12 protein-coding genes and 1 tRNA gene are annotated in these 21008 nt (G+C 61.3%); 10 read left to right on the plus strand and 3 right to left on the minus strand.

Annotation, left to right across the window (positions count from 1 at the left end):
• The first annotated feature begins 1 nt into the window (after position 1).
• The 10 genes from rplI to ACF1AJ_RS13485 all read left to right on the plus strand — a co-directional run bounded on the left by rplI (position 2) and on the right by ACF1AJ_RS13485 (position 15897).
• Complete coding sequence (gene rplI / locus ACF1AJ_RS13440; protein ID WP_121263114.1) at positions 2 to 454, plus strand: 50S ribosomal protein L9; 453 nt, start codon at positions 2 to 4, stop codon at positions 452 to 454.
• A 461-nt stretch (positions 455 to 915) separates the two neighbouring features.
• Entirely contained in the window at positions 916 to 2289 is a 1374-nt protein-coding gene (gene dnaB, locus ACF1AJ_RS13445) for a replicative DNA helicase (RefSeq protein ID WP_391507798.1), read from the plus strand.
• A 305-nt stretch (positions 2290 to 2594) separates the two neighbouring features.
• Positions 2595 to 4547 carry an N-6 DNA methylase gene (locus ACF1AJ_RS13450; RefSeq protein ID WP_391507799.1) on the plus strand — a complete coding sequence of 651 codons (1953 nt, stop codon included), beginning with the start codon at positions 2595 to 2597 and terminating at the stop codon, positions 4545 to 4547.
• Positions 4544 to 5815: a restriction endonuclease subunit S gene (locus ACF1AJ_RS13455; protein ID WP_391507800.1), complete on the plus strand. Its 1272-nt coding sequence runs from the start codon at positions 4544 to 4546 to the stop codon at positions 5813 to 5815. The genes ACF1AJ_RS13450 and ACF1AJ_RS13455 overlap by 4 nt, the downstream gene beginning before the upstream one ends.
• Entirely contained in the window at positions 5812 to 8916 is a 3105-nt protein-coding gene (locus ACF1AJ_RS13460) for a type I restriction endonuclease subunit R (protein WP_391507801.1), read from the plus strand. Before ACF1AJ_RS13455 ends, ACF1AJ_RS13460 begins: the two co-directional genes overlap by 4 nt.
• A 445-nt stretch (positions 8917 to 9361) precedes the next feature.
• Positions 9362 to 9631 carry a helix-turn-helix domain-containing protein gene (locus ACF1AJ_RS13465; RefSeq protein WP_391507802.1) on the plus strand — a complete coding sequence of 90 codons (270 nt, stop codon included), beginning with the start codon at positions 9362 to 9364 and terminating at the stop codon, positions 9629 to 9631.
• Between the two features lie 329 nt (positions 9632 to 9960).
• On the plus strand, positions 9961 to 10665 hold the full coding sequence (locus ACF1AJ_RS13470) for a TnsA-like heteromeric transposase endonuclease subunit (RefSeq protein WP_391507803.1): 705 nt from the start codon (positions 9961 to 9963) through the stop codon (positions 10663 to 10665).
• Positions 10662 to 12803: a Mu transposase C-terminal domain-containing protein gene (locus ACF1AJ_RS13475; protein ID WP_391507804.1), complete on the plus strand. Its 2142-nt coding sequence runs from the start codon at positions 10662 to 10664 to the stop codon at positions 12801 to 12803. Before ACF1AJ_RS13470 ends, ACF1AJ_RS13475 begins: the two co-directional genes overlap by 4 nt.
• A complete protein-coding gene (locus ACF1AJ_RS13480; protein ID WP_391507805.1) occupies positions 12800 to 13915 on the plus strand; it encodes an AAA family ATPase in 1116 nt (371 codons plus the stop codon). Before ACF1AJ_RS13475 ends, ACF1AJ_RS13480 begins: the two co-directional genes overlap by 4 nt.
• Positions 13912 to 15897, plus strand: coding sequence for a TniQ family protein (locus ACF1AJ_RS13485; protein ID WP_391507806.1), 1986 nt, complete (start codon positions 13912 to 13914; stop codon positions 15895 to 15897). The genes ACF1AJ_RS13480 and ACF1AJ_RS13485 overlap by 4 nt, the downstream gene beginning before the upstream one ends.
• A 948-nt stretch (positions 15898 to 16845) precedes the next feature.
• Here the strand turns inward: ACF1AJ_RS13485 and ACF1AJ_RS13490 are convergent.
• From ACF1AJ_RS13490 to ACF1AJ_RS13500, 3 genes are all read right to left on the minus strand, one after another.
• Positions 16846 to 16917 (minus strand) — tRNA-Arg (locus tag ACF1AJ_RS13490).
• Between the two features lie 36 nt (positions 16918 to 16953).
• On the minus strand, positions 16954 to 18141 hold the full coding sequence (locus tag ACF1AJ_RS13495; RefSeq protein WP_391507807.1) for a tyrosine-type recombinase/integrase: 1188 nt from the start codon (positions 18139 to 18141) through the stop codon (positions 16954 to 16956).
• Positions 18142 to 18230: 89 nt separating this feature from the next.
• Positions 18231 to 20930: an ATP-dependent RecD-like DNA helicase gene (locus ACF1AJ_RS13500; protein ID WP_391507808.1), complete on the minus strand. Its 2700-nt coding sequence runs from the start codon at positions 20928 to 20930 to the stop codon at positions 18231 to 18233.
• Between the last annotated feature and the right edge of the window lie 78 nt (positions 20931 to 21008).

A 21008-nucleotide genomic window follows, 5' to 3' on the forward strand; every position in this document is an offset into this window, starting at 1 on the left:
CATGTCGAAGGTTATTCTCACGCACGAGGTCACCGGCCTCGGCTCGGCCGGTGACGTCGTCGACGTCAAGAACGGCTACGCCCGTAACTACCTCGTCCCGCAGGGCTTCGCCATCGCGTGGTCGCGCGGTGGCGAGAAGCAGGTCGAGCAGATCAAGGCGGCCCGCGCCGCTCGCGAACTGCACACCGTCGAGCAGGCTCAGGACCTCAAGGCCAAGCTCGAGGCGACCCGCGTCAAGCTGACCGTCAAGGCGGGCCGCGAAGGCCGCCTGTTCGGTTCGGTCAAGACCGGCGATGTCGCGGACGCCGTCAAGGCGGCCGGCATCGGCGAGCTCGACAAGCGCAAGATCGAGCTCCCGAACCCCATCAAGGTCGTCGGCGACCACGAGGCGACCGTGCGTCTGCACGACGACCTCTCGGCCGTCATCAGCCTGCAGGTGGTCGCTGCCAAGTAGGCGCGACGAGGCAGAAGTGTAGCGGCGGGCGAAGGCCCGCCGCTACCTCTCGTTAAGGGTGTTCTCCCCCGTTCTGTGCACAGGGCGTGACGTTTTCCGGGCAAGCTTGAACACAGGGTTCAAGGAAGTTTTTACACACAGCCTGGGGAAAGTAAAACCACTGTTCAGCGTATGTTTCGCTGCCGAAGATTCTTTCTTGTCCACAGGTTTCCACACACCTTCTACACACGCTCTACGGCGTTTCGCCCACATTCTCCCCAGTTTTATCCACAGGCTGAGTTGTCAGCGCAGACAGGGGTTCGTAGGGTTGATCGACGTCGACGGACGGCGGCCGCGAGGAGCGGCGATGTCGGAGGTCGTCCCGACAATCGACCCGAGGGAACGCGTCCACGCGAAAGCGTCGAACGACCCCACGGCGTCTTCGTCGTGCCCCGAGGCAACGGACCAGTAGAGGAGTGAACGTGTCGATCGCCCATATCGGTCTCGCCGACGGTCGTGACCCGGGCGACACCCGTTCACCGGAGCGCACTCCGCCGCACGACCTCCTCGCCGAGCAGAGCGCCCTCGGTGGAATGCTCCTCAGCAAGGACGCCGTCGCCGACGTGGTCGAGGTGATCCGCGGCACCGACTTCTATATCCCCAAGCACGAGATCATCTACGACGCGATCCTGTCGCTGTACTCGCACGGCGAGCCGACCGACGTCATCACCGTCACCGACGAGCTGACAAAGATCGGCGAGCTCTCCCGCGCCGGCGGCGCCGAGTACCTCCACACGCTGACCAGCCTCGTCCCGACAGCAGCCAACGCGGGCTACTACGCCAACATCGTCGGCGAGAAGGCGCTGCTCCGCCGGCTCGTCGAGGCCGGCACCCGCATCACACAGATGGGTTACAAGGCCGAGGGTGAGGTTCTCGACCTCGTCAACAACGCCCAGGCCGAGATCTACTCCGTCACGGGCACTCAGGAGACCGAGGACTACGTCCCGCTGACCGAGGCCGTCACCGTCGCGATCGACGAGATCGAGGCGGCGAAGCACAAGGACGGCTCGATGACCGGCGTCCCCACCGGCTTCGCCGAGCTGGACGAGCTGACCAACGGGCTCCACCCGGGTCAGATGGTCATCGTGGCCGCCCGACCCGCGCTCGGTAAGTCGACGCTGGCGCTCGACTTCGCCCGCGCAGCGGCGATCAAGCACGACATGCCCACCATCTTCTTCTCCCTCGAGATGGGGCGCAGCGAGATCGCGATGCGCCTCCTCTCCGCGGAGGCGACCGTTCCCCTCCAGAACATGCGCAAGGGAACCGTCGACAACCGCGACTGGACGACGATCGCATCCACCCGCGGCCGCATCAACGACGCTCCCCTCTACATCGACGACAGCCCCAACATGACCCTCGTCGAGATCCGCGCGAAGTGCCGCCGGCTCAAGCAGCGCGTCGGCCTCAAGATGGTGATCATCGACTACTTGCAGCTCATGACCAGCGGTAAGCGCGTCGAGAGCCGCCAGCAGGAGGTCAGCGAATTCTCGCGTGCCCTCAAGCTCCTCGCCAAGGAGCTCCAGGTTCCGGTCATCGCACTGTCGCAGCTGAACCGTGGTCCCGAGCAGCGCGCGGACAAGCTCCCCGCACTGAGCGACCTCCGTGAGTCCGGCTCGATCGAGCAGGACGCCGACGTCGTCATCCTGCTCCACCGCGAGTCCGCCTACGAGAAGGACAACCCGCGCGCCGGCGAGGCCGACCTCATCGTCGCCAAGCACCGTAACGGCCCCACCCGCACGGTCACGGTCGCGTTCCAGGGCATGTACTCCCGCTTCACGGACATGGCCCCGATCTGACCCTCTGTGAACGTGCCACGCAAAGTGTCGTTTGACCTCACAAAGTGTCGTCCGGCCGCGGTGATGGTGATTCGGCGCTGAGCGGCGACGACCCCGGGATGTCCTCCGGGACAAACAGCGTTAGCAACGAACGTCGATTCGAGCCGTTCCGGAGCCAGCTTCGGCCTAGAAGGGTCCTGGGCTTTCGCACCCCGCCCTCGCCGGGACGTCGCGTCAGTGTTTCGGCCGGGATTGGGCCAGGATGACTAGAAGGGCGGCGGGCCAGTACTCGCCGCTTTCAACCCAAGATCAGGAGTGCTTCCCTAGTGGTGAACCACGTCAACTTCATCTGGAACATCGCCGAGTCTCTCCGTGGTCCGTTCAAGCCATCAGAGTACGGATCGGTTGTCTTGCCGTTCACGGTGCTTCGCCGCCTCGATGCAGTGCTGGCCGATACCAAGGCGCAAGTGCTCAAGGTGGCGCCAACAGTGAATGGAGCCCCGGAGGTGATGCAACAGATGAAGCTCACGGAGGCATCCGGCCATCAGTTTTACAACACGAGCCCGTTGGACTTCGCGAAGCTGGTAGCCGACCCGCAGGACCTCCGGGCGAACCTGTCCTCGTACCTCGCGGGTTTCTCGACGAACGTCCGCGACATCTTCGAGCGATTCGAATTCGACAAGACACTGAACAAGCTCGCCGAGAAGAACAAGCTCTTCGCGGTAACCGAGAAATTTGCGCAGGCCGACTTTCACCCGCGTACGGTCAGTAACATCCAGATGGGCCTCGTCTTTGAGGAACTGATCCGCTGGGCGAATGAGCGCTCGAACGAGACTGCCGGTGACCACTACACCCCGCGCGAGGTTATCTCGCTGATGGTTCAGTTGCTGTTCGCGCTCGACGATGATGCCCTGACCAAGCCCGGGGTTGTCCGCTCGATTTACGATCCGACTGCGGGCACCGGCGGCATGCTCTCGGTCGCCGACGAGTACCTCCGCCGGCTCAACCCAGGGATTCAGCTGAGTCTCTACGGTCAGGACTACAACGACGCCTCTTACGCAATCTGCAAGGCAGACATGGTCATCAAGGGCCAGGATGTCAACAACATCGCGCTTGGCGACACCCTCACTGAAGACGCGTTCGAGGAAAAGAAGTTTGACTACGGCCTGTCCAACCCGCCGTTCGGCGTGGATTGGAAGGACCAACGCGCATTCATCGAAGACGAGCACTCCAAGCTTGGCTTCAACGGCCGCTTCGGCCCAGGAACCCCCACCGTCAGCGACGGGGCGATGCTGTTCCTCCTCCACCTGGTATCGAAGATGCGCAGGCCCGAAGACGGCGGGTCCCGTATGGCGATCGTTCTAAACGGCTCACCCCTCTTCTCTGGTGGCGCCGGAGGTGGCGAGTCGAACATCCGCAAGTGGCTGCTGGAAAGCGACATGGTCGAGGCGATAATCGGTCTGCCTAAGGACATGTTCTACAACACTGGTATCTCCACTTACATCTGGGTCCTTAGTAATCGCAAGGAGAAGGCGCGTGAGGGGCGGGTGCAGTTGATCGACGCGCGCGAACTGTTTACGAAGCTGCCCAAGGGCCTGGGATCCAAGCGAAACGAGCTTTCGGTCGAGAACATCCGGACCATCGTCGAGATGTATGCCGGGTTCGAGCCCGGCGAGCACTCCAAGATCTTCCGCAACGAAGACTTCCTCTATCGGACGATCACCATTGAACGGCCGCTCAAGTTGAGCTGGCATGCTACTCCCGACCGTATTGAGGCCGTGTTCGAGTCGAAGGCGGTGCAGAAGCTCAGTGAGGCAGAGGCAACGGCGCTACGCGCCACCCTCGATCGGCTTGGCACACAGATGGTGTGGACGAACCGTGCAGAGTTTCAGAATGCCTTTAGGCAGGCGGCGGCGGCCGAACGTCTCGCGGTCCACGCGCCGCTCCTGAAGACCGTGACGATGGAGTTGGGCGAACAGGACGATGCTGCAGACGTGTGCCGAGACTCGAAGGGCAATCCTGAGCCCGACGCTTCACTTCGGGACACCGAAAACGTGCCTTGGGCGGAGGACATAGACGAGTACGTTGCGCGCGAAGTCTTGCCGTATGCCCCAAGCGCATGGGTCGACCTTGCGAAGACGAAGGAAGGCGCGGAGATCCCCTTCTCCCGCCACTTTTACCAGTACGTGCCGCCGCGGCCCCTCGAAGACATCGATCGCGATCTGGAGTCCGTTCTTCGAGAGCTTCGGGGGATGTTGACAGAGGTCGAGCAGCGGTGAAAACGCTGCCACTCAAGGCCATGGTGGATCCCCGCCGGCCCCTGACGTACGGAATCGTCCAGGCCGGAGACGACGTTCCAAATGGTGTTCCCTACATCCGCCCCGTCGATATGGATGGGCACAAAGGTGTGTCGGTCGAGAGTCTCCAGCGCACGGATCCTGCGATTGCTGCGTCGTACAAACGATCAGCCCTTAAGTCAGGCGACCTCGTTGTGTCGATCGGACCGAGCTATGGCAAGACCATGGTGGTACCCCCCGAGCTCATCGGCGCAAACCTCACGCAGGGCACTGCGCGCGTCGCAGTGGCCGACGAATTCAGCTCGACATTCGTTCGATGGGCACTGCAATCAGCTGAAGTGACCGCCTTTTGGGACGCCGCCTCCGGCGGCTCTACCTTTCGCGCGCTGAATCTTGGACCATTGGGACAGACTCCGATTCCAGTTCATTCGCCTGAGAAGCAATCTGCCATCGCTGACTTTTTGGATCGCGAGACAGCGCGAACCGACGCATTCATCTCGAAGAACGAGGAACTGGTAGCGCTCCTGAATGAGCGCCGCGCAGCGGTGATCGCCCGTGCAATCCTTCGCGGAGTGGATGACAAGGCTCAGCTTCGCGATAGCGGTATTGCATGGATCGGGCGCATTCCGGAGCATTGGCAGGTTTCAAAGCTGTCTCGGTGGTTCGGCGTGACCCTCGGAAAGATGCTGGACGAAGCGAAATTTGCTAATACTTTCGGTGACGTTCTACCGTACGTGCGTGCGTCGAACATCAAAAGCGAGCGGTTGGACCTCGCGGACGTCAAGTCGATGCCGTTCACCCGAAGCGAGCAGTCCAAGTTCAGCTTGCGTGCCGGAGACCTGCTTGTAGTCGAGGGCGGATCGATCGGAGTAAATGCGCCAGTCGACACAGACATGCCCGGATGGGGATTCCAGAAGACTGTAAACCGGGTGCGATCGCTTCGCGGCGACCTAACCCGCTATCTCGGATTCCAGCTCGACGTGCTTCGTGCAGCTGGTGTCCTCGACATGAGCACAAACGTATCCACAATTCAGCACCTGACGGCGGAGAAGCTGGAGCGTCTCATCATCGCGATGCCTCCCCGAGAGGAGCAGGCCCAAATAGTGCGGCATGTGGCACTTTCGATTGACCAAATCGACAGGGCAATAAGCACGACCGGAGATGCTATTCGACTCGCCAGAGAGCGTCGCGCAGCAATGATTTCGGCGGCGGTTACTGGGAAGATCGACGTGGGAGTTGTGGTGGCATGACCAATGTTGCAGGGGCGCACCTCGAGTCGGTACTCGAGAACGAGATCGCTGAGTACCTTGCTGCCAACGGGTGGTTGTATTCGCCCACCGACGCGGAGTACGACCGTGGACTCGCCCTGGTGCCGGAGGACGTGCTCGGCTGGCTCGAAGACTCTCAGCCGACCGAGTTCGCAAGCGTGGTGCGCCCAAATGACACTCCTGATCAGCAGGACGCAGCCAGAGCACTCATCCTCTCCCGGCTGTCGAAAACGCTGGACAATGATCCGCTGAAGAACGGTGGCACGATCCGCGTAATGCACGACGGCTTCTCACTCGTGCCTCTGCATGGCGGGGCAGTGAAGTTCACGATGGCGCAGTTCCGGCCGGCGACGACGAACAATGCTGAGACATTGACGGCTTATGGCAAGATGCGGCTGCGGGTGATGCGGCAAGTGCATTATTCGGCCGGGCACCCGAATAAGGCGCTCGACTTGGTCTTGTTCATCAACGGCATCCCGGTTAGCACAGTCGAGTTGAAGACGGACTTCACGCAGTCGATTGGCAACGCGGTTGCGCAGTATCAGTTCGATCGGAATCCGGCCGGCGAGCCGCTATTCGCGTTCGGCAAGCGCTCGCTGGTGCACTTCGTAGTGTCGAACTCCGAAGTACGGATGACCACCAAACTGGAGGGCGCCAAAACGCGCTTCCTCCCGTTCAACATAGGGCGCGACGAGGGAGCGGGAAATCCGCCGAATCCGGGTGGGTCGGCTTCATCGTACTTCTGGGAAGAAATATTGGAGCGTGACACGTGGTTGCGGCTCTTCGGCTCGTTCGTGCATCTCCAGGTCGATGTGGACACCGACCCGGACACGGGTAGGAAGACGCGCACCGAGAAGGTGCTGTTTCCCCGTTATCACCAGTGGCGCGCAGTCACTCGTCTAGTCGAAGCGGCGCGAGATGAGGGGCCCGGCAACCGTTACCTGGTGCAGCACTCGGCTGGGTCAGGCAAGACCAACTCGATCTCGTGGCTGGCGCACCGTCTCTCGCAACTACACGACGATGCCAACGCCCGGGTCTTCGACACGGTGGTCGTTGTGACCGACCGCACAGTCCTCGACAAGCAGCTACAGGATGCGATAGCCCAGTTTGAGAAGCAAGCTGGGGTCGTCCAGTCGATCACGAAGGATGGAGGCGAGTCGAAGTCGAAGCAGCTCGCTGCGGCGCTGACTGGCGGAAAGAATATCGTCATCGTCACGATCCAGTCGTTCGAGGCGCTCATCACAGCGATTCAAACGCTGCCCGAGTTGCAGGGACGACGGTTCGCTGTCATCGCCGACGAAGCGCACTCTTCGCAGACGGGTTCCACTGCGGGTGCTTTGACGAAGGTTCTTTCGCCCTCGGAGCAGGCGGCCGTTGCTGAGGGTGCGCCGATCGACTCGGACGCGTACTTGCGGTGGGCGATGGAGGTCACCGCCTCCGCGCCCAACATCTCGTACTTCGCGTTCACCGCGACGCCCAAGGCAAAGACGCTTGAGCTGTTCGGGAGAATCCCGGATGGCGGCGAGACTCCTGAGCCGTTCGACCTGTACTCCATGCAGCAGGCCATCGAAGAGGGCTTCATCCTCGACGTTCTGCAGAACTACACCCCGTATAAGGTCGCGTGGAAACTGCAGCATCCAGGCGCTGACTATGACAGCGACCAGGAAGTCGACGAATCCACCGCAGTGAAGGCCCTCGTCAAGTACGTGCGCCTTCACCCGACGAACATCAGCCAGAAGGCAAAGATCGTCGTGGATCACTTCCGGGCATATGTGCGACCGCTGCTCGCGGGCAAGGCGAAGGCGATGGTTGTCACCGGCTCCCGCAAAGAGGCGGTCCGCTGGAAGAAGTACCTCGACAAATACCTCGTAGAAGCCGGCGTGAGTGACGTGCGCTCGCTTGTCGCGTTCTCTGGCACTGTAGAGGACCCCGAAGATGTAGGCGAGGGCCTCACCGAACGCACCCAGAACCCGGGTGTTCAGAGCGATCTAGCGGAAGCGTTCAAGCCGTCGACCTACAACGTGATGATCGTGGCGGAGAAGTTCCAGACCGGGTTCGACCAGCCGCGGCTCGTTGCGATGTACGTCGACAAGAAGCTCGGCGGCGTTCAGGCGGTGCAGACCCTGTCGCGCCTCAACCGTACTTACCCGGGCAAGGACAAGACCTACGTCCTAGACTTCGTCAATGACCCCCAAGAGGTGCTCGACGCGTTCATTCCGTATTACCGAAAGGCGTCCCTCACCGCGACCACCGACCCGAATCTGATCTACGATCTAGTCACCAAGCTCGACTCCGCCGGGATCTACGACATGTCCGAGGTCAAGCAGAGCTTCGAAGCGGCACTCGCAGGCGGTACGAACGCCAACTCGAAGGTCTCCGCCGCGACCGCGCCCGCCGTAGACCGCTTCCAAAAGCGGTGGATTGCCGCCGTCCTCGACAACGACAAGACCGAACAAGACGAGCTGCAGCTTTTCAAGTCCGACGCAAACCAGTTCGTGAAGTTCTACGACTTCATCTCTCAGGCGCGCAACCTCGAAGATACCGACCTCCCACGGCGGCATTACTTCCTCCGCCGCATCCTCCCGCAGCTGTCCACCGCAACGTTCGCCGAGCCGGTCGACGTCTCACAGGTCCAGCTCGCCGGCTACAAAATCCAGCCCGGCGAGGCTGTGAAGCTCAATCTCGAGCAGGGACCCGGTCTCGACCCGATCACAGCGATCGGCTCAGGCGCAATCCACGAGAAGCACCGGAGCGCCCTCGACGAGATCATCCAGAAACTCAACGAGCATCTCGGCGACAAGTACGGCGTCGGCGTCATTGACATCACAATGAACCACATCGTCGGGAAGCTCGCACTCGACACCGATCTGGCTCGCCAGGCTGAGGTGAACAGCCCACAGCAGTTCGCCGAATCACCGGTCTTGCCAAAGGCATTCACGAAAGCAGTGGTTGAGGTGCGCGAAGAGACACCCGCGTTCATCGACGATCTTCTGGGCGACAGCGGGCTGTTTGCCGAGCTGGGCAAGGCGCTGCCTGCAATGCTCTATGAGTACCTGAAAGACAAGGGGACTGCGCAGAACTGATTTGCGGCAGTCCGCCTCATCTTTCGCAGAATCGCGCTAGTTCCCGGCCCGCAAGACGGGTCGGCGCTCGGGTCGGCAACCACGCCAAGACCCACTCGGACGGTTGATACTCGAGAACCCGCCGCTGATGTGACGGAGGGGGAGCGCGCACCGGCCCGCGCGTAGCTGCAAAAATGCTCGTATACGAGCAGAAACGCATGAGATGAATGGGGAACCCCTGACGTCTCGAGCGTGGAGAGGGCTGGATGGCTAACATTGTCGCTGGGCATGCTGCGCAGCCGTCGCCGTTGACGGTTCAAAACGCGACTGCCAGGTCGCGCGCACTGCCCGCTGTAACCGAAGAGTGGGCCACGGTTCCGAACGAGATTCGTGTCGGATCATTTCACGTGCCCGTTGGCAGTGCAAGAACCGTTCCGACGCACACCGTGAAGATCGGAACTCATACATGATCGAGCCGCTGCCCCCTCGCCCATCACGCAAGCCCCGAAAGATCGTCAGTGACGAAACACGGGCGCAAGAGTTGCTTGAACAACTTCAGCGTGCGGAGCTGGACATCCGCGAGGCCACCGAACGGCGAGCGAAACTGGCGCTTGCCGCCAACGAGATTGGTGTTACCACCACAAAGATCGGCGAAGCGGTCGGCGTGAGTCACGCTGCAGCGTCCAAGTGGATACGCGCTGCGCGCGAACGGCGCGAGACCGATGCGAAACGTTAGCTGCAACTCTAGTTTAAAGCGATCGTTTCAGCTATTTTGGACGCGTGTCCACCCGGCTGCCTAACTCTGGTCTACCAGGAGAAGCTGGCGACCTTGCAAACGGCATTTCTGCTAGCTCCGTCCCCTCTCCGATCGTCGAATTGAGCGATTGGGAGACAGCCGTCGCAGGTAGTGCCTCATCCGGTGGGATGCCGGCTGAGCTCTCGGCTGCTCTCGCGTCGTTGCAGGCCGAGATTCAGCTCGGTGAGGGTCGACGAGCTCGATTATTTCGGCCGGTGCGGGGCCCGCGTCGTATTCGTTTCCCAGTGCGGCGACCGCATGAGACTGGCGTGCGGGTGTTATTCACTCGGGACGGCCGCACTGGGTATGCGCGGCGGCTTGAAGAGATAAGCCTTGCTGATTTGGTGTTCTGCCACCCGACACGAGATTTCTCCAGACGTCATGGTCAGATCAATAAGCCGGTGGCGTTCTTCAGCCGCACGGTGGGGGACCTCGTCGCGTGCGAGTCGCAACACGAACGAAGATTCTTGATCCTCGCGGACTGGAACCTCGATGTGATACATATCGCGGCCCAACCATTCACGATCGAATTCCCGACGGGCCACGAGTTGAAATCGCACACCCCCGATTTCGTGCTGATCACGCGCAACGGCGGCGTGGTTGTAGTAGACGTGAAGCGGCCGTCGGCGGTCGGATCCGAAGAGGTGCTGCAGCGCCATGCTGCTGTGCATCAGTTTCTTGCTCAGGCGGGTATGCAGCACGCAAGCTGGTCCGATATCCCGCACTCAATCACCAGCAATCTCGCGCTATTTGCCTCCGCCAGGGCCCCAGAGGCAGCGCTGGCACAAATCGGACCAGAGGTGCTCGAAGCCGCCCGGTCCGGTGCACGCGTGCACGAGGTCGTCTCTCACGTCGCCGACCTTTTGCAGGTGCCCGCACCACTCGTGCTTGTAGTTGTCCGCCGGTTGCTGTGGAATCACAAGCTTGCCATCGACTTGCGCCAACCCTTCGGGATGGAAACGACTCTGCTATGAGGGACGTGCATTGGATCCGTCCAGGGATCGAGCTCGATTGGCACGGCGAGCCCGCCGTGATTACAAGGGTGGGCGCGCTCGTCACCGTATCCAGCCTGGACGGTTCATCCGCAAGCCAAGTGCCCGCCGTCGACGTTGCCATCGCACTTCGAGGCGATTCGGCTCCTGCGGACCTGCCGCTGCTTCATGACATCGAGGGGCGGCTGTCCGAGTCCGCTGCAACCCGGCTACGGGAAGACTCGGAACTGCTTCACATCATGCTTACCGGGCGGCGCTCAAGCCAACCTGACACCGACCGGCCGCCATCGGACCTCGATCCCGCCCGGGCACCGCTCGGTGAACGTCGTCGTCGACTCGCGGTGCTGCTGGCTCAGCAACCACGCACCAAGGGCAAGCGCAAAGGTTTCACCGTAACCGTCGATTCGGAAATGCGACGACTGCAACGGATCATGAAGCGGTGGGAGGAAGATCAGAACCTTCTCGATCGAAGATACCTCAGACCACACACCGGGCGTACGGACGATGCTGTTCTCGACGCGCTGCTGAACTTTCTCAACGACCACGCGCTCAAGTCCACGAAGACCGACCTCGCTCTCGTGCGCGCATTTCAGATCTACTGCGCCGGACAACTCCCCACACTCGAGCTGCCGTCGGTGACCACGCTACGCCGAAGGGTCAAGGAACTTCGTCGGGGCTGGTCGCACCTACGGGCCAGCGCCAAAAACCGCATCTCCGAACTGAACGTCCCTGAATCTTCCGGCATGGCGCGACTTGCAACGCGGCCTGGAGAGCTCGTGCTCTTCGACACCACAAAAGCGAACGTGTGGGTGCAGGATCCGCGGACAGGAAAGAAGCTGCGATTGGATGTCACCCTGGCAATCGATTTGGCCACCCGCTGCATCGTTGGGATAGCGATCACCCACAGCACCACGCAGTTCGCCATCGGACTATGTCTAGCCGACGTACTGCGCCCCAAGACGGCGGCACTGGCTAGTGAATGGGCCAAGACAGCGGGTGAAGCACCCCAACAGGTGTTCGTTGGAAAGCCGTCAGCCTTCATCTCCTTCTACTCAGCCGCGTTCCATCCCGAAGGCGTTGTCGTGGACAACGGCAAACCGTACGTATCGAGCTATGTCACCGCACAGATGGCACGCTTGGGTATTCACTACGAGCCGCAGCGTTCCTACAGCCCCACGGATAAATCGCAGGTCGAGCGTGTCTTCCGCACCGTGAAGGACATGTTCGAGTCCCTCATGCCCGGCTTCACCGGAGGCTCAGTTGATGAGAAGGGCCAGGACCCGCAGAATGAGCAGCTGATCACCCCGGCAACCTTCGAGAAGCGTCTACGACAATGTATTGACCTCTATAACCACCGCACCCACCAAGGCCTGGTGCTCCCCGACGATCCGTTCAAACCAGTCAGCCCGTACATCATGTATGGGATCCTCGCCCAGAGGGTCGGCGCGATTATCGACATCGACTACCAGCACGACTGGGTGCGTTTCCTGCCCAGTGAAACAGTCAAGATCTCCCCCAGCAGGGTCCGCGTTCGACGCCTGAACTACAAAAGCCCCGCTCTACGCAGTCTGCAAGGCGATCCCGTCGTGATGAAAACTCGCAAACTGCGAGTGTTCTACGACCCGTTCGATCTGCGCACCGTCTGGTGCTTTGACGCTGACGGGAGCCTTCACCCGCTGCGTTGGCAATACTTGACCGAGGACACACCTCGATTCGGCGAGTTCCACACAAGTCACGTCGTTGACCAGTTCGCCGACAAGCAGCTCAGCAACAAGGACGCCGAACGCATCCTTGTAAACATCTTCCGCGGCGTCTATGACCAAGCCGAAGCCCTCGGTGCTCTAGGCCACGAAGACCTTACTGACGATCTGCTTCGCGCCCGCGCTGCCGCCCTCACCCAGTCGGCGCCCGCACTCGCATCGGAGGGGTTGCCCGCGCTGGAAACAAGCTTGCCGTCAGTTCAGCCGCCCCCAGATCGCGGCAGGAATGGGAACAAATCGCCAGAGCCTACCCTCGATCTGAGCGCTACTGGAGAGGAAGCGCCTCACAAAACGGAAGAACCGTCCGTGTCTCCGCGGCCGAGGCGAGCGTTGCCGGCCTACGGGGGAATGCATAGATGAATTCCGCCCCCCTGCTTCAAGCCGCCGGCCAGGACCACCTGGAGTTACTGACTGCTAACGACCGAGCGTGGCTCGCCGAGGTCTTCGCTGAAGACACCCCAGACCCCGGCACGATCACACTTAGCGAGCTCAAAGCATTGAGCCCGCGAGAGCGGGAGCGGTTTCGCAGGTGCCGTACCCGGTTCCTTCGAATGATGCCGCTTCTGGAGACCCCGGTGGTCACAGAAGTGATGCGGACCCTTCGACTGCTGGCGACATCCTCGATCCGTTCCGACCTGCACCAGCAGGACATCCCCATCCTCGACGGCGAGCCGGGCGTAGGCAAAACTCACATTCTAAAAACCCACGCCGGGGAGGAGATGTGGCGGCTGGCCCTGCATCGCAGCCTTGACCTGGAAGATCGCACCGCCCCGAAACTGACCACCTTCAGACCCGTGCTTTATGTCCATCTGCGCGGACCCATGACTCGCTACGACCTTCTCCGTCTACTCCTCGACCAATTAGCCTGGCCCAGCGACCGAAACCCACAGCACGCCTTCGAAACGGCCGTCACCGCCTGCGGGGTGCAATTGGTGATAATCGACGAAATTCAGCACGTTAACTTCGACGGGAAGACCGGCCGCGACGTGCACAACATCATCCGCTGGATGTCGAACTACGGACTTCGGGTCATCCTCTCGGGCACCGACATTGACTGGGTTCTAAATGCGGGAGGCGCCCCAGCGGTCGAAGTCGCTGCGCGCAACTCCCGCGGTCGCTGGATTCGCGTCGACGTCCCCAAGCTCGAAACCCGCACAGGGTCGGAACGCGAAAACTGGCGCGACCTCATCTACGCATTCGAAACCCGGCTGCGCCTCGCCGCTGCCCCCACCACAGACGGGTGGCTGACCGACCAGTTCGCCGAATACATCTGGGCACGAACCCAGGGCTACCTGAACTCGGTAGTTCTACTCATCAACCTCGCCGCCGCCCACGCCATCGACGCCGGCACCGAGACCATCACCCACGACACGCTGGAATCCATCGACCTCGAATACGAAGTCGAACGCCAACGCCCTCAACACGTCGCGCTCCTTAACGCTCGCAGCCGAGCAGGCGCATCAGCCCCATGAAGACTGAGATCCCAGGGCGGCTCGGAGCTCCACTGGCCCTGCACGCCGGCGAATGGTTACATACGGCGATCAGCCGATGGGCGTTCGACATTTTCGGCGTCTCCCGCGCTGCTCTCCTCCACGCGTTCGGACTCGACCCGATCTACACGCGCGCGATCAACATGATGGGCAACCGCCTCAGCGCAATGTTGGCGGCCAGCATTGAAGCCGCTACCGGCATCCCCGCGCAGCGACTCCGGGAAGCCACTATGGAGCACCTTGACGGGTCCCTCCTCTGGCTCGCCATGGATGGGCAGGAGCGAAAATCCTCCCGCATCGCCAAAGGCGCCCTCTGGTCCTGGCAAGCCGGTACTCGCTACTGCCCCGACTGCCTGCGAGAGCAGCCGGGCGTGTTCCAGTTGACCTGGCGAAGCCCCTGGATCTTTGCCTGCCTTAAACATCAACGCCTTCTCCACGACACTTGCTCGGCGTGCCACCAAGAACTAAGCGAGCTCCGCGGGCGCAACAGCGACAGGTTCGACATCAACACCTGTCGCAGCAACATCGCTGAGCCCGGTGCTCCCCGCGCCATCTTTTGCAGGGCTGCACTGGCCGACACGTGGGACGAAATCCAGCTGGCCACCGACTCCCCACCTCTGCAGGCGCAGGAGGCCATCCTCACTCGGCTTGGAGAGGGCACGGCAATGGACTTGCTGTGTTCCCTGCAACCAGTGGCGATCGGGCTCAGCGGGGCGCGCGCCCTGAACGACATCGCCGAACTTAGCGGCCTCGATCAACAGGAACTGGCCGGACTGCTCGAGGAAGAAAAGCGCGTCGGGCTCAGTGCCCCACGCAACGCGTACGCCATGGCGGCAGTCGTTGGAGCCGCCTACATTCTCCTGAACCGTGACGACGACCGGTCCCGAACCATCATCCGCAACGCCACCTTTGCCCGACCTCCAGCCCGTGCACCCCGCGACGCAGGCTACGGGCCCGGAAGTCCCCGGGAGCTCCTGGCCCGCTGGCCCTCGGCACCACCCACGTTCCGGTTCCGGGTGCTACGTGCACTGGACGCTGATCTGACCACTGGGCAACGCATCCTGTGGGACACCAGCAACGGACTGGAACCCCGCGCACTCGACCATCCCCTCACTCACGCCTACGATCACCATAAGAGGGCCAGCGGAATACCGCCGCTGTTGTGGGCTGACTGGTGCAGCCGCCTGGATGTCAACGGCGCCGTCGAAGCCGAGACCCTCGCGCGGACACTCGCCCGCGTCGTCCGCGTAGCCGGAGCGCAGGACCTTCCCGACGTCGTCATGGAATTCAGCCTCGCCGCCCTGATCAGGCCCAACATGCTCGGAACTTGGCAACAGGCCAACACCCTGATCGCGGCCATCAGCCGGCTTGCGCACAGCATCGACCACCATGATCTCGTCATCGACTACCCGCGTCGCGCCGCCCTCCCCGTGCGCGACCTGCTGCCGCGAACACACTGGTCCAGGCTCTGCGAAAGCATCAAGATCTTTCCTGGCAAAGAGCGCCGGCATCGCAATGCCCGCCGTTACCTTTGGCAGCGCATCACAGGAACCGGGATCCGCGATCTGCCCGGCGACCTGCGCGTAGGAACGACCCGCGACGACACCGCCGAATACACCGTGTTTTGCACCGAAATCACCAGAGACATCCAACGTGGTCTAGACAACTACGCACACGCCTTCCTAAACCACCACGGAATCCACGAACCGATCACCTGGTCACCACCCGCACCGCCCGGCAAACGATGGCCGGGCGCCGAGATACTTGACCTCGACGTTCCGCTGTTGCACTCCATGCTCCGCAGCGGTATCTACAGCCACCGGCGCCTCGCCGAGGCCCTCCACACCACCCCACGACGCGTCCTCCGCGCCATCAATGCTGCACCTCCACCGACCGTCCGGCGGCCGGACCACCCAGATTGGCGAGACGTCCTCCCGCTGCAAAACCAGGCAACCGCACTATGACCGCACAGAGGTTCCGAGGATCAGGGTCGCCTACCGGCAATCTGGCCGACAACTCGGCGAGCACAAGCGAATGCACTCCCCAGAAACTCGCCGAAATGCCGCTGACGCGCGGCGAGCTCGCCCAGGCCGGGCAACGTATCAGCCAGCTTCCAGGTGCGGCAGCTCCGCAGCACACCGATGATCCGACTAGTGACGGCATTGGGGAGGCTTTTAGGGAGCTGATTTGTGCAGCGCAAGCTCGCGGTCGAGACATGAAGCTCGTGAGCGCCATACTCCGCGCGATGGGTGACTTCCTAGCAAGCGGCGGTGATGCTCTCGTCATGATCGAGGATGAGGAGGTCACGCCAGGGCCGCCGGAGCCCACTGGGGCTGAGCCGACCGCAAACAACCGGGGTAGGCGAGCTGTGTCGATGTCGCCTGCCCTGAGAGAACTATTGAGCGCTGTAATCGCATCTCTGAGTGATGACGAAACTGCCCGCTATCTGGCGGTCAGCGTCCGCCAAGTGCGTCGTCGCGCACTCGACGGCAGCTTGTACTACTTCCAGGTGGGACGCCGGCGAAGGTACCCCTGCTGGCAGTTCGGAGATGAGCACAACGTGTTGCCCGGCCTGCGCACTGCTGTGCCTGCGATTCCCCCGGCCTGGTCTCCCGACCGCGTTCAGAAGTTCATGAAGACCCCGCATCCTCGATTGCACATGGATGGGACTCTGACATCTCCAGCCGAGTGGCTCATGGCAGGTGGTCGACCGGAACACGTAACAAAGTTGCTCGGCGAGCAACAATCGTAGGAAGGGGACGGTCAACAACTCTCTGACCCAGACAACGAAACCTTCCGCGGGTGGACTTCGTTTGGCAGCGAGTCCGAGGCGAGATCGTGAATTGGGTCGCAATCGTCTGACGCCTGCTCGAGCGCAATGGTACGTGCTCACTGAAGCTGAGCTTGGTAGGTGCCCCTGAAGGGACTCGAACCCCCAACCGTTTCCTTAGGACGGAACTGCTCTTCCATTGAGCTACAGAGGCTGGCCAGATCAGTATATCGGGAGGCCCAATCTAGTCCTACGCAAACCGGCTGAGCCAGTCAGGTCCGAGATGAGCGAGAACTCGCTCGTTCAAGCGATTCGCCACGTCACTGAGGTCCTCCTCGAACAAGTCGGCATACGTATCGAGCGTCATCGCGGCCGACTTATGGCCAAGTATTCTTTGCAGCGCCTTCACGTTGGCGCCGGCGCTGACCGCCAAACTAGCGGCGGTGTGCTTCAGCGCATGCGGTGTCACACGACCAACCCCTGCCTCATTCAAGGCCCTCAGCCACCAAGACTGTCGACTCTGGGCGGTGTCGGGGCGGTGCAAAAAACCGCCCCTCGAGTTCGAGAAGATGAGGTCAGAGGGGTCTTTATTGGCGGCTAGCTCTCCGAGTCGAGGGCCGAGGAAGGCGGGAAAGGGCACGGAGCGCGCTTGCCAGCTTTTCGGTGTCCCTACAAGTATCTGTCCACTGACCTCGGTGGCAGCGCGACGAATTCTCAGACGGCGGACCGAAAGGTCAACGTCGCCTACGGTAAGTGCAACGGCTTCGCCCCAACGGATGCCCGTGTATGCCAGCGTGAGGATCAGAGTGCTGCGCTGACTGTCTGGGGCGCAGCCCGCAAATCGAAACACTTGCTCATCCGTGAGATACGGTCGCCGCACGATGACTTCTCGTCGTGGCATATTTGTGACGGCCCGGGCCGGGTTCGATCTAATTCGGCCATCGCGAACGGCAACGTCCAGGATGCCGGCAAGTACCCCGACACTGCGAAACACGACGCTGGCGGACCGCGGCTTCCCCGCGTAGCTCCTGCGCACTCGATCAGTAACAGCCAGGCCCTGACCCAACTCACGGATCCAGTTCTCGACGGCAGAGGGTCTAACCCTTCCGACGGGAGTGGTCGCCCAGCGCGGGGCAACATAGACCCGCCAGGCGGTTCGGATCGGCGCGAAACTCGACGGCTTGAGAGCTTGCTCCTTGTTGGCTAACCAATCTGCTGCAAGCTCGTGAATGGTTATTCGCGCCTCTTGCGGAAGGTCCGTGCTCCGGCCGCCTGACCGGGTCTCTGCGTCAGTGACGTATGCTCGTGCCTCCCGCATCGTTGGAAATCCGCGTCTCTCGTGTTGCCGACCAGCCTCGTCTCGCCACCGAGCACGGAATCGGCGACCCTTGGCGGATTCGTAAGCACTGACGCTGCCCATACCCGATTGTTTCCCCATGCGGCAAGCTGCGCGACAGTAACAATTTCCAGAGCGCCGATAGGGCCAGGTCCTAGAGGTCTCGGGCCGGCATCGCGTTGGTGCATCCGCTAACGGGTCGGTGTCAGGTGCTGGCGGGCTGACAGGATTGCGACGTCTTTACGGTTGCTGCTGCGCTCAAGGCTGGAGAGGACGATGTGCTCGGTCTCGGGAGACCAGAACACTTTCAACGCGGCCCGCGCCCGAGTGATCGCGGTGTACAGGATGTTGTGAGTCACGTCGCCTTCGTTGGCGTCGGTGATCACAACCTTTACGGAGTCGTACTCGAGTCCTTGTGCCTTATGGATCGACACGGCGTAGGCGACCTGGAACGGAACTGAGGTGGTGTTAACCTCGTCGTCGTCATCCGAGCTCCCGGGCGGATAGACGTCAAAGCTGACGGTGGAGTCGGTGACGTAGCGCAGGTCAGCGCCGTCCACGTCCAGGCTGGTCACTCGTGTATCGAGCCAGACATCGAATTGGATGCGATCCGGGTGCAGGATCACATCGACGATGCGGCCTTTGAGGTTGTTGAAGATGACGGAGCCGAAGCGGTCCGTGTCGTTGAAGAGCACCGGGTCTCCGACCTTATAGGTCGAGACACCCCAGCTCGCGCCCTTACTTGGGTTACTGCTTTGAAGGAAACGGTTGATGTTGTTGATTCCGTAGAGTCCGTCGTAATTCAGACATAGCACGATCTCGTCGTCGTGCGTCTTCTCGAACAAGGAGGCGTCAAGCGAGGTGGAGTAGCCGTTGCGGGCGATGGCTTCCTCGATACCGTCTTCCAGGTGCCGGACTTTGGTCCACAAATCTAGGAGGGCCGGGTTCTTGGTGCGATAGGGAGTGGTGAGCTCGAATACAGACTCGGATGGCAAGAAGGCGCGGCTGATGCCGAACCAGTTTCCAAACTCGATGGACTCGATCTGGTAGACATCGCCGACTAGAACCAACAGCTTGAAGGAGGTCTTTTCGAGCACCTTCAGCAAGTTGGCGTTGCTGACGATGCTGCACTCGTCGATCACCAGTACGTCGTAAGTGGGCTGTGAGCCGCGTCGGTAGATCTGACTGGTGATGGTGCGGAACTCTGCGTTTTGCGCGGACACCCGACGCTCCAAGTTGGCCTTGGCCGGGTTGGTGTGGGCAAGGAAAAGCTTCCTTTTGTCGCTGAAGTAGTTGGCGATGTAGTTGACCATGGTGGACTTGCCGGTGCCGGCGGCGCCATAGATCACCGCGACCTGAGAATGGGCAAACAGTGATCGCATGGCAGCTCGTTTCAGATCGTCGTCGAGCTTTAGTGGAGTCTCGTTCAACCACCGGTCGACTGCATCGGCATAGCCCTCCACCCCGGAGTGCGCCAGACCCTGCAGGGTGCGGACGATCTCGGTGGTGTCGTCCTCATATCCGCGCCGGAAGACTTGTCCCATGTCCTGCAGCAGCTTGCGGCCTGGATGGCGGTAGTACACGCGCCGGTTGTACTCAAAGATGAGGTGGTCGACCGCCCCGAAGACTTCTAAATCGCTTCGTGGCGTATAGAGCATGCCGTGTCGTTCGACATTATTCGTCACTCGCCGCGCAAGTAGTTCGTGATCCCGTCCAGCTGGGTCGATGCTCGCGACAAGGTCCCAAAAGCGCGGGTTGTGCTTCAACAATGCGGTGCAATACGGCATGTCATCGAACGGGATGGCGCTATAGGTCAGGAACAAGCCGGAGAGCCGCGCGCACGCCTGGGGCTCGTGCTGCAGTTTGATGATGCGATTGTTCATCTCTAGCAGGAGATAGCGGATCACATTGGTGCCCGGTGCGCCGGAGCGGATTAGCGTCCGAGCGGCATCCAGGAGCGGAAAGAGGATCTGCCGCTGGGCGCGGGCGGTGACCCGGGCTTTCACATGTTCATACTGGCCCTGCGATGCATCCATGAGGTCCAGGAGGCTGCCGGAAGTCTCAGTGAGGTAACGCATGAGGGTGCGGTATTCGACACTGTTCGCGTTTGTCTTGATCGTTTGGCCGAAGACCTTGGCGAGGTTGTCGAACTCACAGGGACGGATCGAAACTTCCCAGTCTTCGATGATCGTAATGGGCATGGTGCGCCCGAGCACCTCGATCGCGTCACTGACGAGGGCGAGGTTCGCGGCGTACTTGTCAGTGATGTCGATATCGGTGAACGCGATAATGCGGTCGAATTTGTTCGGTCGGTCCGAAACGCTGGTGAATGTGACCTCGTAGAAAATGCGTCCGTCGGTAAAGAACGGCCGCACCTTGTGGATGTAGTACCGAGTCCGCGGCCCCGGGTCGGTGGGGTTGGCTCGGGCGGCGTCGACACGTTCAGCGATTTTCTGGTGGTAGACGCGCAGGGCGGGGTCCTGATCGATCGGGAACAACTCAAGATTGAGCAGCGTCGAGATCCCGCACTGCTGCCTCAACACATCACGAGTTCTGATCAGATACTCGTAATAGGCAAGCATGAGCCGTTCGGACGCTTCGCCCTCCAGGGTGTAGTGCGACGCGCTCATCTGAAGCAGCTTGTGGAACCGGTAAAGGAAGTTGAGATTCTTACTCGCCGATCCGATCCAGCCGACTGCCGGCGCAGTAAGCGCGTAGTCAAATTCGATCTCGCCAGTCTTGTGGTGCAGGCGCACCGCTACCGCTTCGACCAGGTTACGCAGCTGCGACAGGATGTTCTGCGCCAGCAAAGCCCGATCATGGGCAAGCAAGGCGATGTTAGCGTCGATGTTCGCGCCAATCGAGAGAATCTGCTCGTCGACTGACCCCATTAGCTACTCCGATCCCATGATCCGATGCATGACCCATCAGCGACGGTCCGCCCGCTTGGGCGAGGATCGGGCAGTGTC

It is taken from the genome of Leifsonia sp. NPDC014704, assembly GCF_043083605.1.
Lineage (GTDB): Bacteria > Actinomycetota > Actinomycetes > Actinomycetales > Microbacteriaceae > Leifsonia.